Here is a 16,055-nt window from a genome sequence, read left to right on the forward strand (position 1 = left end):
CATTATACCACATTGTGCCATGTTATGCCACATAAATAAGTAAAGAAAAACAAAAAAATATACCCTTGAAGCTTTATGCCACAAGGGATTACGGTATCCTTTTCCCAGCGGTGCTGTTAAACTAGCGTGGTGCTCCGACGTTGGCAGCAGAGGAAAATAGTAGTATAATAATGCACAAAGATGCTGGACTGGGGTGGAACAAGATGAAGAAACTTTGGGACAGAATGGGATTGCTGGATAAATGGCGGGGAATTCCTATGAAGTGGAGAATTACCGGGAGTTTAGCACTGGTTGTGGCTCTTTTGGTTGTATTGAGTGTTACAGCCTTCGGTGGGAGTGAGCCAATGATTGAAGATAAGTTAGATTGTTTGCCCGACGGTGATATTCCTCCCCAACTCTTGCTTTGGTTGGACGCTAACCGAGCTCAGTCAGGATATAACGCTTTTTTGGTTGATGGTGCGATATACCTGACGGTGAGGGCCGGAGAAAAGCCAACAGGTGGCTATCGCGTGGAGCTGGGCGACTTGGATTATACCGACACCGGTGTTAAGGTCAGTGTGGAGTTTGTTGCTCCCAAACCTTGGGATATGGTTACCCAGGTTATCAGTTACCCCCACGCAGTGATTGCCTGTGGTTCGGCAGGGGACATTCCCGAGACGGCGCTGTTTGTGAATCCTCAGGGGGCTGTGCTTGCCACTGTCTCTGTAGAGGAGCTGCCGGTTGGCGAAGTAGAGGATGAAGAGGAAGGCGAGGAAGATGGCGATGATTCTGAGCCTATTGACTAAAGCTCTTTGGATTAACCAATAACCTGCCCGCGGGCAGGTTTATTTTATTTGTACACGGGAAAAACTGACAAGAGAAGCAAAATTTTTGCGGAGGTGAAAGCGTGACTAGATGTAGAGACTGCGTGAACTTTGTGCCGGAAAGTAACCAACAGGGCCGTTGCTTTGGACAGTTGGTGAAATCGGACATGAGCTCTAGGAACTGTCCCCGGGATTCGTTTATGGCCAGAAAATAGCTCGGACAAGGGGACAGGTTCCTTGTCCGGTTTTCCCACTTGCTGGGTGCCTAGAACAATGAGCCTGTTCGCTTAGCAATTTGGTCTGGGGGGGCTGCCCCTCTGCCAGCTTTATAAGGACTTGGCCGCTTGGCCAAGTTCTTTTAATTATATTCCACAATCCCCGTCTGCGAAGATATTTGTCATTGGCTGGAGTTTCCGGACAAGGAACCTGTCCCCCTGTCCGGGCAGGTTTGTTCTTTATTTGTAACAATAATTTGTCTAAGTTTATAGTGTAACTGCTAACCCATAATGCCCCTTATAGGCTATATGGCTCAGCAAAAACAGTGAAATAATGATTACAGTCAGTAATTTGAGTAAATCATTTGGTAAGGTCAAGGCCGTACAAGACGTGAGTTTCCAGTGCCAGCCCGGAGAGATATTTGGGCTTTTGGGGGAAAACGGCGCCGGCAAAACGACAACTTTACGGATTATGGCAACGATGCTAAAGCCGGATACCGGTACAATTACGATGCATGGTTACGATGTAGTCCGGAACCAACAGAATGTGCGCGGCCTTTTGGGTGTGTTATCTGCAGACACCGGTCTGTATGACCGCATGACTCCGGCGGCGATATTTGCCTATTTTGGGCAGCTATATGGAATGAGCCGTAAGCAAATTTCCAGCCGCACTGAGGAAGTAACGGAGATCCTCGGTCTGCATGATTATCTGCACCGGCGCACTGCCGGATTCTCTAAGGGTATGCAGCAAAAGGTCAACATTGCCCGGGCAATTTTCCACGATCCCCAGGTTCTGTTATTCGATGAACCCACTAGCGGCTTGGATGTTATGAGCTCCAAGGTGTCAAAGAATTTGTCAGCCTCTGCCGGGACCAGGGCAAAACGATTGTCTTCTCCAGCCACAACATGCACGAGGTCGAGCAGCTCTGTGATACCATTGGCATTATTCAAAGGGTAGACTGCTCGCCCGGGGTACAGTTGAAGAACTGAAAGGGAAGCATGGTTTCGATAATTTTGAGGACTTGTTTGTCCATTTGGCAGGTGAAAGCGCATGATGAATATACTATTGGTCTGGAAGAAAGAGGTACTGAACACTATCCAGGATAAACGAACCCTTACGATGATGGTTATCGTTCCCCTGATTTTAATGCCTGTGATGATTGGCCTGCCCTTCATGATGCACAACCAGTTTGAGCAGGTGGAAGAATCGGAAGCCCGGGTGCATGTTATTGGCTTGGAGCAGGCGCCAGAGCTGGCCGCATTATTGGAGCAGGATGGACGCATCGCTTTGGTGGGAGTTGACGATCCCGAGCAAAGTCTCGTTGATGGGCAGATTGAAGCGCTGTTAACCTTGCCCCCAGACTTCTCGGAGCAGGTGGCTGCCGGTCGGACAGTTTCGGTGGATATCGCTTTCGAGCAGTCGCATGCGTTCCAGCAGCACCCTCTCCCACCTCTCGGCCCTGCTCAGCAGGTGGTCCGGAGAAGTTGTTGAAGAGCGGATGACGGAACGTGGTGTCGAGCAGGAGTTGCTTAACCCGCTGGCAATTACACGCCGCAACATGGCGTCGGAAGAACGGATGGGCGGCATGTTTATGGCAATGATTGTGCCGATGATGCTGGTGATGTGGGCGATTCTAGGTGGTATGTACACCGCAATTGATGTTGCCGCCGGTGAAAAGGAGCGTCTGACCTTAGAGGCCTTGTTGATCAGTCCGATAAGTAGGTTCCAATTGGTGTTTGGTAAATTCCTTGCCGTGGTTGTCACTTCTGTGGGGGCAGCGTTGATTTCACTCACTTCGATGTTTGTCAGTGTCCAGGTTATTGCCCCGGCATTAGCTGGTGAAAACAGTGAAGTCTTGACTGAGGTGGCGATGAATATCGGCGCGGCGCAGTTTTTCCTGCTCTTGGTTGTGGCCGTGCTCACTGCCGGTTGGGCCAGCCCTATCGAGATTGCCCTCAGCGTTTATGCCCGCAGCTTTAAGGAGGCCCAGACATACTTGTCGCCGCTCTCAATCATTGTTGTCATTCCGGCGGTAATGACCCAGATGGTTGAAGTGGAGGCAGCTTCGGTATGGTATTATGTCTTGCAATCTTCAATGCCATCTTTGCCACTAAGGAACTGTTACTGGGTATTGTCAATTGGCAAAACCTGGCCCTGGTGGCCGGCAGCTCTCTGTTCTATATTGTCATCTCTCTGGCCGTGACAGTTTACCTGTTTGGTAAGGAGCAGGTGCTGTTCCGCAGTTAATCTAGAAACTAAAGAACCTGGCCGTGTGGCCAGGTTCTTTTAAACAGGGTGAAACGTTATTCCCTTTAGTTGAATCCATGGAAATCCGGACAAGGGACCTGTCCCCCTGTCCTTATACGTTGAATCTGATGTGGACGATGTCGCCGTCCTCGACGATGTAATCCTTGCCCACCAGCTGCGAAAGCCCCTTTTCCTTGACGGCGGCTTCGCTCCCCAGCTTCAGGAGGTCTGTTGTCTTCATCACGTCAGCGCGGATAAACCCTCGGGCCAGGTCGGAGTGGATTGTGCCAGCGGCGTCGACAGCGGTGCGTCCCTGACGCAGTTCCCAGGCCCGCACTTCGTCTTTGCCCACCGTAAAGAAGGTGATTAGGCCCAGGAGTTTATAGGCCTGTCGGGCGACCAGAGCAGTGCCGGGTTCGTTAATGCCCAGGTCTTCCATGAAGGTAGCTTGCTCTTCGGCGCTCAGTTGGGCGATTTCCACTTCGATCTGGGCCGAGAGGGTGAGAATTTGCCAACCCTGTTCCTCAACAAGCTGGGTGAGTTCTACAATTCCGGGTAAATCTTTGCCCAGGTCTGCATCATCGAGATTGACCACCACCAGTTGGGGCTTGTCGGTGAAGAAGATTAAACCCTGGAGGGTTTCCCGTTCTGCTTCACTTAATGCAAGCGCAGTCATCGGCTTTTCTTCCATCAGGTGTTCCAGGCATTTCTCCAGGACGGGCAACTGTTCTTTTTGCGGGCCCTTGATTTTACCGCTGGTTTTGATTTTTTCCAGGCGTTTTTCCACCAGGGCCATATCTGCCAGTAGTAGTTCATTATTAACAATATTGAAATCCCGCACCAAATCGATTGAGCCCAGGGGGTGGGGAAAGTCACCGGAAAAGCCACGGACCACATGGACCAGGGCCTGGGACATGCGAATTGCATCGAGGAAAGCAGCCGATTTTCCGGCCCCTTCACTTAGTCCGGCCACATCGGTGAGTTGAATCTGGCCATAGGTGGTCTTCTTGGGTTGGTAGAGGGCGCTCAGTTTGTCCACCCTGGGGTCCGGGACGGTGGCCATAGCTGTCACCGGCGCCCGGTTATTTTCGCTTGGTTCGGTGTTGGTAAGCAGATTGAAGAGTGTGGTCTTGCCTGACATGGGCAGGCCAACAATGCCACTGGTTAACATCGGTTCATCTCCTTTAGAAACGCAATATATTCCAAACTCAAATATATCACAGCTAGCTATTACAGACAATCGGAATAGGAAGCTGAGCCAGGGGGAGAATTTAAGTGAGGTGATGAAAATGAACAAACAAATGATTGCAACTCTAACCGCTGAACACTTGGCAACTTTGGAGATGTTGGACAAACTGGAAGGCAGTCTGGAACGGATCCGTGCCGGCCAAAGCTTGGATGGGGTGCGGGAGCAATTGCTGGAGTTTTCTCAGTTCATGGAGCAGACCCGCAACCAGCATTTCTCCCAGGAAGAAGAAAGTCTATATCCTAAGTTGGTAAAAGACGACCCCCAGCGTCAGGCAGATGTGGACAACATGGTGAATGAGCATCGGACAATTGAGCAGGCTCATAACAGTCTGAAAGAGGAGCTGTTGGGCGACAACCCTTCGCCGGAAATCATTGTTGATAATTGCTCGGTCTTGGCGGAAAAACTTGAGCAACATATTCAGCGTGAGCATGATGCCCTTTCTAAATTTAAATAAGTTGGGCGATTGCCTTTAATTCATGGCGCTGAAAGAGTATAATCAGGGGGAAAAAGTGTTGTAAGGGGTGACCGCATGAGCGAAGGCAGTGGCAGGACGCTGGCAGTTGGACAGACTTTCGAAACAGACATAGAGAGTCAGGGAAAAAAATACAAACGAATCTTAGTCAAAACACATTTTATCAATGAAGGTGAAAATTTAGGTCAAGTTATTCGCCAATATGTTGAACCTGTCTATCAACATGGGGACACTGTGGTGATTAGCGAAAAATGCGCCGCCACCGCCCGGGGCCTGGCTGTGGATCAATCCACAATCAAACCAGGGTGGTGGGCCCAGAGGCTCTATAAATTTGTCAAGCCAACTCAACATGGCCGGGGTATCGGCACCCCGGAGAAGATGCAGGTGGCGATTGAGCTTGCCGGTCTCTGGCGAATTTTATTGGCTGCATTCGTGGCCGCCCTCACCCGCCCCCTTGGCCTCAAAGGCTGGTTTTATCGGATTGCCGGTGATGCGGTCCGTTCCATCGACGGACAGAGCGGCGGTCCTGATGGTCCCTTTTGGACCAAGGTTATCCTGCCTCTGCCCGATGCCAATCAGGTAGCCCGGGAGCTAGCCGCTGCCTGTGATTATCCGGTTGTGGTGGCAGACATTAATGATATTGGCGGCAGCATTAAAGGTTGGTCTGATTCCGGGCTGAAAAAGCAGGATTTTGCCGACATTCTCCGGGACAACCCAATGGGCCAGGAAAATGCCCAGACGCCGTTGGCAGTGATTCGTTCGCTGGGCTAATGAAACGGGTTTTGGTCAGCGCCTGTCTGTTGGGCGAGAAATGCAAATATAATGGTGGCGATAACTATAGCACCGCTGTTGTCCGGTTTTTAGAGGATAAGGAAGTGCTTGCTATTTGTCCCGAGGAGGCCGGTGGCCTCCCCACGCCCCGACCGGCGTCAGAAATCTATTGCGGCAGCGGTGAAGATGTTCTTGCTGGACAGAGCCGGGTGTTGACCCGGGAGGGAGCTGATGTAACAACGGCGTTTATCACCGGCGCTAAACACGCGGTGTGCAAAGCCCGGGAACTGAACGCAGAGGCGGCGCTTTTAAAGGAACGCAGCCCCAGTTGCGGGGTGCGGCAGATTTATGATGGCAGCTTTTCGGGCACCGCCGGCCGCGGACAGGGAGTGACCGCCGCAGCTCTAGCCCGGGAAGGTCTGGAGTTATTTAGCGAAGAGTATTTGCCTTGGGAGGGATTGGCGGTGGATTATGGTCTGGTAACGGAAAAGATCGTAAGCTGGCTCCGGGAAAAGGTCGCTGAAGCAAAGTGCCGTGGCGCTGTGGTCGGCCTCAGCGGCGGAATCGATTCCGCTGTTACAGCAGCGTTGATTAAGCGTGCTTTTGGTTCCGAATGTTTGGCAGCAATCATGCCGATTGAAAGCAGTTCAGTTGATTTGGAAGATGCCTGGGCGGTGGCCAGGAAGCTGGAGATTGAAACAACAGTTATTGACCTGGAAGCAGCCTATCGTTCACTGGTCACAGCTGCTGAGCCCGGAGGCCTAGAACTGGGTCCGGATAACCTCGCCCTTGCCAATGTCAAGCCCCGTTTGCGGATGACAACCCTTTATTACCTGGCGGCCCGGAATAATTATCTGGTGGCGGGGACTGGTAACAAGTCTGAACTTTTCACCGGCTTTTTTACAAAGTATGGCGACGGAGGCGTTGACCTCGAACCGATTGGCGATCTGGTTAAAATCCAGGTCCAGGAATTGGCTCGCCACCTCGGTATCCCGGAACAGGTAATAAGTAAAACGCCCAGTGCCGGCCTGTGGCCCGGCCAGACCGATGAGGGCGAATTGGGCTTCACGTACGCCCAGTTGGATGAATACATTCTCACTGGCGCTACCGACCCGGAAGCTGAGCCGAAAATCAGGGACCTCAATAGCAAAGTGCAACATAAACTGACCCAGCCGCCTATATGCTATCTGTAATTTAATTGTATTGTAACTGTAAGTGCTTTTTAACACATAATTTGCTCTGAGAGGGTATACTAAGGGTGACCAGACTTCTTAAATTAACCCCCTCTCATTTTATAAACGCAGCCGGAGAGCTGCGTATTTTTTTTGCCTGTTTCCGTGGGTTTATGATAATATAAGACCGGATTTAGAATACGAGGGGGAGTCAGTATGGCAGGTCACTCCAAATGGGCCAATATCAAACATAAAAAGGCGCGGCAGGATGCAGCTCGAGGCAAGATTTTTACGAAAATTGCCCGGGAGCTGATGGTTGCTGCGCGTCAGGGCGGCCCCGATCCGGAAGCGAACTTTCGCTTGCGTCTGGCCCTGCAAAAGGCCCGGGACGCCAATATGCCAAATGACAATATTAAGCGGGCAATTAGCCGCGGTTCCGGCGATAGCGAAGGTGAGAATTACGAACAAATAACGTACGAGGGTTACGGACCCGGCGGCATTGCAATCCTTATGGACATTCTCACCGACAACCGCAACCGGACAGTGGGCGAAATCCGGCATATCCTTTCCCGAAATGGCGGCAATCTGGGGGAATCGGGCTGCGTTGCCTGGATGTTTAACCGCAAAGGACTGATACTGGTCAGCAGGGAAAATTCTTCACTGGCGGAAGATGAATTGATGCTTGCGGCACTTGAAGCTGGCGCCGAAGATGTGCGTGCGGCCGGCGAGGGGTGGGAAGTTGTCAGTAGCCCCGAAGAGTTTGAGACAGTAAAAGCAGAGCTTGAAGGTGCAGGGATTGCTCCGGCAATGGCGGAAATCACCATGCTTCCAGATACCCTCACCAAAGTCGAGGGGGAGTTGAATTCTCAACTTATGCAGCTAATCGAAACATTGGAAGAGCATGATGATGTCCAAAATATCTATACCAATTGGGATATGCCCGAAGATATGGAATAAATGCATAAGTTTGTCGCCCCTGGGTTATCATACTCAGGGGTGATTCAATGTTTAAGGATCTCAAATTTGTGGCCGGGGGCGTTGCGGCGCTGCTGATTCTGGCGGGAGTTGTTATCAGCACCCAGCAACCCAGCAGTCCGGTTGATGACATCCCGGAACTGCCTGACCCTCAATCCACGCTGAATCTGGAAACTATCACCGAAGATACGTTGCTCAAAATCACCAGTTTCTGTCCGATTTGTTACCAGGACAATCAGCTTCCAGTCGCAGAATTTTATCGACAATGGTATGGCTACACCCGTGAACAACTCAAACAAGTATTATCTAGCGACCATGCCACCTGGAATTTGGTTTCTTTCCGGCCCGATGAGGTGCTAATTCACGCCGCTCCCGAACGCTGTCCCGAATGCCAAGACCTGTGGCCGGAGACGGGTGTGATTGGCATCCATAACGGCCAGCTGGCAATCTATAATCAGGAACGGATTCTAGTCGAGGTTTTGGATATTTACGCGCCGGGCGACCGGTATCAGGAATTGTTGGTTGGGATTGAGTACAATTCGATTGAGGAATGTGAACAAATACTGCAAAACATCAGCAGCTGATTACCTGGTAATCAGCTGTTTTTCCATTTATTTCCCTGGCGGGTCCGGACAGAAAATTGACCAGTGCTGCGAATAATGTAACAACTGAACAATGGGAGGGGTAAGGGTTGCATAATTTTAAAAAGCGTTTAGTAGTTGAATGCAGAATGGGCAAAATTACGGAGCAGTGTGATGTGGACGCCATCGTCAATCCGGCCAATCCCCAACTCTCGCCAGGTTGGGGGATAAGCGGCTCAATCCACGCCGCAGCCGGTCCGGATCTCTACCAGGAGTGCCGGGCGGCCGGTCTGGTCAGTCCTGGCAAAGCCTTTGTAACGGAAGGCTACCGTCTGCCTTGCCGGCGAGTGGTACATTGTGTGGTGCCGGTGAACAAGCATGCGTGCACCCCCGGCAAGCTGCGGGAATGTTTTCGGAATGTGCTGCAGATTGCGGAAGAATTGGGTTTGGAATCGCTGGCAATTCCAGCGTTGGTTCCCGGCAATGAAGTAGCCCGGCTGGCAAAAGAAGTCATTAACGAGCTGGCCACCGAATTAAAATTCGTCCGTAAAATCCGGTTTGTCCTGATCAGGCGGGAAACGCTGGATGCCTATCGGGAGACCTTTGGTCCCGCCGTCGAAAGGAATCGCAAAATAAGTTGAGCGCCTCAGGGGTGCTCATTTTTTTTGCCTCTGGTATTGGTAAGCAAAATATAGTAAAATTACACAGGTTGCCCAATTAATTTGGGAGGATTCGGTTGGTCAGTGGCGAAACATATAACAGCAGTTCAATTGGGAGCGTGGTAGAGTGAAACCGTCTATTGTTCGCAACATCAAAACCATAACTGCAGTGGTCTCGTTGCTGGCAGTTGTCGCCGTCCTTGTCGGCGCTGCCTTTACACTGTACAGGCCACTCTATGTTTATGAAGTGGCCATGGACGGGGAATCTCTGGGGTATGTCGAGTCCCTTGATGAGTATACCGAAATTGTGGAATCAGTGCATGGCGAGGCCGAGACCAAATGGGGCTGCGACTTGATTATGACCCAGGAGCTAACAGCATCTAGGGAACTCCTTTGGCAACCCCGGCTTGCGCCCGAGTTGGTCACGGCACAAATTGAACACAATGCTGATTATATCACCAGCGGTTGGGCATTGCAGGTAAACGGCAAGGATGTGGTGGTGGTTGCTTCCCAGGAAGAGGCCGAAGAGCTGTTGGACGCAGTGAAGGACGAATACCTTCCGACGGCAGACAACCGCGAATTGTTGAATGTAGAAATCCTCGATGATGTCCGGACAGTGCGCCGGGCGGTGGAACCCGAGGATCTGGTAAATAAAGAGCAGGCCTTTAATTTGCTTCTGGCGGGGCAAAAAGAGGTCTCATCATACATAGTGCGCCGGGGCGATACCCTATCGGGCATCGCCAGCCGCAGTGGCGTTTCTGTTTCCCAATTACGGGAGGCAAATCCCGATGTCTCTGGCGATACGATTCAAATTGGTCAGGTGTTGAATCTCGAAACAAACTCCTCCCAGTTGCGGGTTAAGACAGTGGAGGAATTGCGGGTCACCGAAACAATACCATATACCACCCGTTATCAGAGTAACCCGGATCTCTCGGTCCGAAACGATCAGGTAATCCAGTCCGGCAGCAACGGAAGCCGGGATGTGGTCTATAAAGTGGAGCGCATTAACGGGCAGGAAGTGAACCGCACCCAGGTTGCGGTGGATGTCACCCGGCAACCAACCGATCGCATCATCATGCCCGGCCGGGGACACTGGCCCCAGACGCCCACCGGCATGTTCCGCTTTCCTATGAACACCGGACGCATTTCCAGTCCCTTTGGTGCATCCCGGGGCTCCCGGACGCATCTGGGCGTTGATATTGCCGCCTCCCGGGGCACACCGATTTACGCGGCCGCCGATGGGAGAGTGAGCACAAGAACATACGGATCATCCTACGGTTATTACCTTGTTATCGACCACGGCAACGGCTACTCAACCCTCTATGCCCACCTTAACAGCTTCGCCAGCAATGTTTCCGTGGGTTCCCGGGTTGTCCGGGGGCAGCTGATTGGCTATGTGGGCAGCACCGGTTTTAGCACCGGGCCCCATCTCCACTGGGAAGTGCGCCGCAATGGCAATCATGTCAATCCCATGAGTTTCTTCCGTTAAAAAACGCCACCTGGATACGTCCCAGGTGGCGTTTTATTAGTCGGCGTTGCCGGTGAAGTGGAAGTCTTTAATTTTCAGGGCCGGCACATAGTAATTGCCGAAGAAGAAGCTGGTGCGCTGGCGTTCCCGGGAGATGGCTTCAATATTGTTGAAGGCCTGGAGCATGCTCTCGGTGAAGCGCATTGTCTTTACCGAACCGACAATCTTACCATGCTTGATTTTAAACACGCCGTCCCGGGTCAGAGCCGTGAGCTGGGCGTTGCGGGGGTTCACTGGGTTCATATAGTGAAAGCGGGTGATTAGCAAGCCCTCTTCGGTGTTGGCGATAATCTCCTCCAGGCTTTCGTCGCCGCCGTCCATCACCAGGTTTAGGGGCAGGCCCCCCATATCTGGCATGTTTACTGAGTGACCGGTTGTTTCCGTTCCAGCGAGCCGGGCACTGGCCATGTCGTAGGTCAGGGCCTTGGCCACACCTTGCTCAATCAGCTTTACCTGCTGCCGGGGGGCGCCTTCAAAGTCAAAGGGCAGCTGCAGGGTGTTTGGATTCTCACAGTCATCGACAATTGTCACCCGGGGGTCAAAGACCTGCTCGCCCAGCTTGCCGGTCAGGAAGCTGAACTGGTTGAGCACGCTCTTGCCTGAGAAACCCAGGTACGAAATAAAGGTCATCAGGTCGCCGACCGCCACCGGTTCGAGAATAACCGTATAGGCGCCTGGCGTCAGTTCCTCTGGGTTTTGGTTTAAACGCGCCTTCTCACAGGCGGTGGCAAAGGCACGCTGGTATTCGAAATCCTCAGGCGTATTGGCCATGGTTTCGCCATAGCCGGAGCCTTTGGGGCCGGCCACAATCACTGAGAAGTTGGCGTTGTTGCCTCGGGCGAAGCGACGGATGCCCAGCGAATTACCAACGGCAATCTGATGCTCGGCATAGGTGAGGGCGCCATAGGCCAGATAGTCACTGTCCAGGGTATCCAGGCATTCCTTCACCTTTTGCGCCCGCTCTTCGATGCCACAGGCTGCTTCCAATTGGGGATTAAAGCTGTCGGCAGTGATTTCTGCCGGCGAGTCCACCAGCGGCGGTTGTTCGTCGCCTTCGGGCAAAAATTTCAGGTTGGCAATTGCCTCTGCCGTCGCTTCTTGGAGGCCGGTCTCGCTAAACAGACTGGTCTTGATTTCACTGCGTTTATTGGCGGTGGTAATGATGATGGTCACTTCCGTCTTATCTTCGTGGACATTCTGGTGAATTTCCGAGTTGGCGAAGCGGGTCAGGCCCTCTGCCTGATTCATCACCAGAACCTGAGCATTATATCCCTTGGCGGCAGCGACGACGGTGTCAATGATGGCGTAGAGCTGCTCCTTACTTAACATCGGCTACACCTACCTTTATATTTCTAAAGCGGGCGGGAGCGGAGCCATGTCCCACGCGGGCAACTTGCATCGGCTCGCCTTTGCCGCAATTGGGCGTTCCATGGAGCTGCCAGTGTTTTTCCGAGGCAACACCGTCACAGGCGTTCCAAAACTCGGGAGTAATGCCGGTATAGATTGGGTTTTTAAAGATTTTCCCGGTCAGTTTGCCATCCTTGATCTCATAGGCGATCTCGCAGGCGAATTGGAAGTTGAGGCGCTTGTCGTCAATGCTCCAGCTCTTGTTAGTTGCCAGGTAAAATCCATATTCAACCCCGGCAATCAACTCATCCACTTCCTTATCGCCGGGCAAGAGGTTGATATTGGTCATGCGCACAATCGGAATCCTCCCCCACCCGTCAGCCCGGGCGGTTCCGTTGGAGGGCTGATTGAGAACGGATGCGGTGTCCCGGGAGGAGATGAAGTTTGCAAAAATCCCCTTGGTGATGATCGGAGTGCGCTGGGCCTTGACGCCTTCGTCGTCGTAGCCAAAGGTTCCCAAGCCCTGGGGCACAGTGGCGTCGGCGACTACATTCACATGTTCTGAGCCGTAGCGGAAGCCCAGTTTATCCGGATTGAGGAAACTGGTGCCCGCCAGCCCTGCCTCGTGACCAAACACCCGGTCCAGCTCAATCGGATGGCCGATGCTTTCATGGATTTGCAGCGTCAGCTGGTCGCTGTCAATCACCAGGTCGAAGTGCCCCGAGGGACACTCCTCTGCTTCCAGCAGAGCTTTGGCCTCCCGGGCGACCCGGGCGGCGTTTTCCACCAGCCCCAGTTCTTCAACATACTCATAACCGGCTGTGCCATAGTCTCCCCTAAAGGAGTTGGGGAAGCTGCGTTTTTGAACATCCTGCTGGTTAGCGGCAGTTGCTTCGATGCCACCGCCAGACATGAACAGAGTCTGTGTGATATAAGCGCCTTCTGTGTCAGCGAAGATTTTTTCCTCCCGGCGGAAGAGCAGGGAGCCAAAGGTCTTGAAAAGGTCGGGCACGGCCTTGCGCATCTCAGCTTCCGCTGCAAAGAGCAGGGCCAGTTTCTGTTCCTTGGAAACAGTGAAAGGGTCAATTTTAACCGGTGTCTGATAATCGTCAACCACTGCTTGCCGGGGCGCCAGGCGTGCCGGTTGCTTTTGGGCACCACGGCTTGCCCGGGCTATCGCCAGCGCCCGTTTGGCCGTGGCTTCCATGTTCTCAAACTCCTGGGAACCGGCGAATCCCAGGGCGCCGTCCACAAACACCCGGATTCCGTAACCGTAAGTATGGGCGGTGGAGAGCGACTGCACCTTGTTGTTTTCGGTGGCGATGTTCTCCTCTTGGATGTCGTGGACCCGGATGTCGGCATAATCGGCCCCCTGGTCTGTAAGCAAGCTAAGGATGTCTTGCAACTGTTCTTTCATCGGCGAGCTCCTTTCAATACAATCTTACTACCATATTCTCTACAGCAGGGAAAAATCCTTGTCCCGAACTAAGCTGTAACCTTTGTTTCAAGCCCGGTGGAAAATCCCTTGCAGGGATATGCAGTTTCCATGCCGAAATATTTCCCAGAATGTGCATGCTAAGAATATAACGAGAGAATGGGGGGTCGTCATGAAACATCCGACGCTTAAATACACCGACGGGGTCCTGGAACTCTTGGACCAGCGCCAACTTCCGGAACAGGTTGAATATGTCCGGGCGGCCAGTGGCCGGGAAGTGGCAGCTGCGATTCGGGACATGGTGGTGCGGGGGGCACCGGCAATTGGCGCCGCAGCTGCCTATGGTTTCTGCGTTGCCGCCCGGGAGCATCAGGAATTGCCCCGGGAGGAGTTTGTCAGTGCCCTGGTGCAGGCAGGCAAAGAACTGGCCGCATCCCGGCCCACCGCGGTCAACCTCTTCTGGGCCCTGCAGCGGATGCAGGCAGTGCTGGACACCAATGTTGAAAAGACTGTCCCGGTGCTCTTACAGCTCTTGGAGCAGGAGGCGGAGACAATTGCCCGGGAGGATGTGGAGATTAACAAACGCCTGGCCCGCTTTGGCAATGAGCTGGTCTCGGCGGGGGCAACGATCCTCACCCACTGCAATACCGGCGCTTTGGCCACCGTTGGCTATGGCACCGCCCTGGGGGTAATCCGGGAAGCCCATCATAGCGGCAAACAGATTAAGGTATTTGCCAATGAGACGCGGCCCCGGCTCCAGGGGGCGAACCTCACCGCCTTTGAACTGGTCAGCGAGCAAATTCCCGCCACGCTGATTGCCGACAGCGTCGCAGCCACTTTGTTGCGGGACGGTAAAATTGACCTGGTGCTGGTGGGCGCGGACCGGATTGCCGCCAACGGCGATACCGCCAACAAAATCGGGACGTATATGTTGTCGGAACTGGCGCGGCGTTTTGATGTCCCCTTCTATGTTGCGGCGCCGGTGTCCACCATCGATTTTGCGACTGCCAGCGGCGCCGGGATTGAGATTGAGGAACGGGCTGCGGAGGAGCTAACCCATATCCGAGGCATACGCATAGCTCCTGAGGGCGTTGCGGTTTACAATCCGGCCTTTGACGTTACGCCGGCGGCGAATATCAGCGGTATTATTACAGAAGTCGGCGTATTGCGTCCGCCTTTTGATGAAAGTATTGGCAAATTGGGGAGGGAAAAGCGATGAAGGAAATACTGCCGATTCTTAAAATACCGGTTGATTCTCTGCCACCCGATGTACTGGTCTGCGGTGATCCGGCCCGGGCAGAAGCGATTGCCAGGGAACTGGAGCAGACGGAGGAACTGGCATACAACCGGGAATACCGCACCTTTATCGGCCGCTACCAGGGGGCGCCTCTGGCCGTATGTTCCCATGGCGTTGGCGCCGCCGGGGCAGCCGTTTGCTTTGAGGAACTGATTCGGGCCGGGGCCCGGCGGCTAATCCGCGTTGGCACTGCCGGTTCTCTGAGTTCGGAGATCCGGGACGGAGATTTAGTTATCGCCAGCGCCGCTGTGCGGGAAGATGGGCTCACTGAGCAGTTGGTGCCGCTTTCTTTTCCGGCAGTGGCAGACATTGGCGTGACCCGGGCCCTGGAGGAGAGCGCCCGGAAAGCGGGAGTGCAGTGCCCCACGGGGATAGTGCTGACGGTGGCGGCCTTTTATCCAGCACTCTTGGATTTGCCCAATAATTTGATGTCCAAAGCCCGTTGCCTGGCAGTGGAAATGGAGTGTGCGGCCCTGTTTGTAATTGCCGCCCTTAAGGGTGTGCAAGCCGGAGCAGTGCTGGCCATCGACGGCATGGCAATTGATTTTGACGCCGATGCTTATAACCCCCATCGGGAGGCAGTGCATCAGGCGGTCAGCGACGGGATTGGGCTCAGTCTTGAGGCCGCTGCCCGGTTGGCAAAGGGGGAAGCGTAATGTACATAAAAAAGCGTCAGGCCGTTGTTGAAGCCGGGCGGGAGATGGCTCGCTCTGCCCTGGCGGTGGGGACCTGGGGCAATATCAGCTGCCGGGTGGAACCGGAGTTGATGGCGATTACCCCCAGCGGCATGGATTATGAGCAGTTGCAGTCAGAAGATATTGTGATCATGGATTTGGGCGGCCAGGTCCGGGAGGGCAGCCGCAAGCCTTCCAGCGAGCAGCCGCTGCACCGGGCAATTTACCGGGGGCGGCCAGACATCCAGGCCGTTGTCCACACCCATTCGGTGTATGCTTCGGCCTTGGCCGTGGCGCGTAAACCAATTCCGGCCTGTGTCGAAGATTTGGTGCAGATTGTCGGTGGCGCAGTGCGGGTGGCAGACTATTGTCTGCCTGGAACCGAGGAATTGGGGGAATGCACCCTCAGGGCGCTGGAAGGCCGCAACGGCGCTTTGCTGGCCAACCATGGCGTAATCGGCTGCGGACGGACGCTGACGGAGGCACTGACCGTGTGCAAGATTATTGAGAAGGCAGCCAAAATCACCCTCGCCGCCCAGGCGGTTGGCGGTGTAGTTGAACTGGCAGAGTCGGATATTCAGGCGATGCGCACATACTATCTGCATCAGTATGGGCAGCGATAGGGGGAG

General features: G+C 53.6%; 16 protein-coding genes and 1 pseudogene. 14 read left to right on the forward strand and 3 right to left on the reverse strand.

What is annotated here, in order from left to right; all coding sequences use genetic code 11:
• The first annotated feature begins 170 nt into the window (after positions 1-170).
• From FH749_02145 to FH749_02160, 4 genes and pseudogenes are all read left to right on the forward strand, one after another.
• The gene (locus tag FH749_02145; protein ID MTI94275.1) at positions 171-785 is read left to right on the forward strand and encodes a protease complex subunit PrcB family protein; all 615 of its coding nucleotides are present in this window, start codon (positions 171-173) and stop codon (positions 783-785) included.
• Between the two features lie 567 nt (positions 786-1,352).
• Positions 1,353-2,073, forward strand: a pseudogene (locus FH749_02150) (ATP-binding cassette domain-containing protein).
• Positions 2,070-2,510 carry a hypothetical protein gene (locus FH749_02155; GenBank protein MTI94276.1) on the forward strand — a complete coding sequence of 147 codons (441 nt, stop codon included), beginning with the start codon at positions 2,070-2,072 and terminating at the stop codon, positions 2,508-2,510. The pseudogene FH749_02150 and the gene FH749_02155 overlap by 4 nt, the downstream one beginning before the upstream one ends.
• Complete coding sequence (locus tag FH749_02160) at positions 2,443-3,222, forward strand: ABC transporter permease (protein ID MTI94277.1); 780 nt, start codon at positions 2,443-2,445, stop codon at positions 3,220-3,222. The genes FH749_02155 and FH749_02160 overlap by 68 nt, the downstream gene beginning before the upstream one ends.
• Before the next feature lie 156 nt (positions 3,223-3,378).
• On the opposite strand, the gene ychF is transcribed toward FH749_02160, so the two are convergent.
• The gene (gene ychF, locus FH749_02165) at positions 3,379-4,437 is read right to left on the reverse strand and encodes a redox-regulated ATPase YchF (protein MTI94278.1); all 1,059 of its coding nucleotides are present in this window, start codon (positions 4,435-4,437) and stop codon (positions 3,379-3,381) included.
• Between ychF and FH749_02170 the strand changes: the two genes are divergently transcribed.
• The 7 genes from FH749_02170 (at position 4,406) to FH749_02200 (ending at position 10,634) form a co-directional block, all read left to right on the forward strand.
• A complete protein-coding gene (locus FH749_02170) occupies positions 4,406-4,969 on the forward strand; it encodes a hemerythrin domain-containing protein (protein MTI94279.1) in 564 nt (187 codons plus the stop codon). The genes ychF and FH749_02170 overlap by 32 nt on opposite strands.
• A 75-nt stretch (positions 4,970-5,044) precedes the next feature.
• A complete protein-coding gene (locus FH749_02175) occupies positions 5,045-5,758 on the forward strand; it encodes a F420-0--gamma-glutamyl ligase (protein MTI94280.1) in 714 nt (237 codons plus the stop codon).
• Positions 5,758-6,951 (forward strand): NAD(+) synthase, encoded by a 1,194-nt coding sequence (gene nadE, locus FH749_02180; protein ID MTI94281.1) that lies wholly within the window; start codon positions 5,758-5,760, stop codon positions 6,949-6,951. Before FH749_02175 ends, nadE begins: the two co-directional genes overlap by 1 nt.
• Before the next feature lie 195 nt (positions 6,952-7,146).
• Positions 7,147-7,887, forward strand: coding sequence for a YebC/PmpR family DNA-binding transcriptional regulator (locus FH749_02185; protein ID MTI94282.1), 741 nt, complete (start codon positions 7,147-7,149; stop codon positions 7,885-7,887).
• Positions 7,888-7,934: 47 nt separating this feature from the next.
• Positions 7,935-8,489, forward strand: coding sequence for a hypothetical protein (locus FH749_02190; GenBank protein MTI94283.1), 555 nt, complete (start codon positions 7,935-7,937; stop codon positions 8,487-8,489).
• Positions 8,490-8,596: 107 nt separating this feature from the next.
• Positions 8,597-9,127: an RNase III inhibitor gene (locus tag FH749_02195; GenBank protein MTI94284.1), complete on the forward strand. Its 531-nt coding sequence runs from the start codon at positions 8,597-8,599 to the stop codon at positions 9,125-9,127.
• A 145-nt stretch (positions 9,128-9,272) separates the two neighbouring features.
• The gene (locus FH749_02200) at positions 9,273-10,634 is read left to right on the forward strand and encodes a M23 family metallopeptidase (protein ID MTI94285.1); all 1,362 of its coding nucleotides are present in this window, start codon (positions 9,273-9,275) and stop codon (positions 10,632-10,634) included.
• 36 nt (positions 10,635-10,670) lie between these two features.
• Here the strand turns inward: FH749_02200 and FH749_02205 are convergent, their stop codons facing one another.
• Both FH749_02205 and FH749_02210 read right to left on the reverse strand, forming a co-directional pair.
• A complete protein-coding gene (locus FH749_02205; GenBank protein MTI94286.1) occupies positions 10,671-12,002 on the reverse strand; it encodes a TldD/PmbA family protein in 1,332 nt (443 codons plus the stop codon).
• The gene (locus FH749_02210; protein ID MTI94287.1) at positions 11,992-13,437 is read right to left on the reverse strand and encodes a TldD/PmbA family protein; all 1,446 of its coding nucleotides are present in this window, start codon (positions 13,435-13,437) and stop codon (positions 11,992-11,994) included. The genes FH749_02205 and FH749_02210 overlap by 11 nt, the downstream gene beginning before the upstream one ends.
• Before the next feature lie 190 nt (positions 13,438-13,627).
• On the opposite strand from FH749_02210, the gene mtnA reads away from it, so the two are divergent.
• The 3 genes from mtnA to FH749_02225 are packed head-to-tail and all read left to right on the forward strand — an operon-like array spanning position 13,628 to position 16,049.
• The gene (gene mtnA, locus FH749_02215; GenBank protein MTI94288.1) at positions 13,628-14,674 is read left to right on the forward strand and encodes an S-methyl-5-thioribose-1-phosphate isomerase; all 1,047 of its coding nucleotides are present in this window, start codon (positions 13,628-13,630) and stop codon (positions 14,672-14,674) included.
• Positions 14,671-15,408 carry a nucleoside phosphorylase gene (locus FH749_02220; protein ID MTI94289.1) on the forward strand — a complete coding sequence of 246 codons (738 nt, stop codon included), beginning with the start codon at positions 14,671-14,673 and terminating at the stop codon, positions 15,406-15,408. The genes mtnA and FH749_02220 overlap by 4 nt, the downstream gene beginning before the upstream one ends.
• Positions 15,408-16,049 (forward strand): class II aldolase/adducin family protein, encoded by a 642-nt coding sequence (locus FH749_02225; GenBank protein ID MTI94290.1) that lies wholly within the window; start codon positions 15,408-15,410, stop codon positions 16,047-16,049. The genes FH749_02220 and FH749_02225 overlap by 1 nt, the downstream gene beginning before the upstream one ends.
• Positions 16,050-16,055 lie beyond the last annotated feature (6 nt).

This window comes from Bacillota bacterium, assembly GCA_009711825.1.
GTDB lineage: Bacteria > Bacillota > Proteinivoracia > UBA4975 > VEMY01 > VEMY01.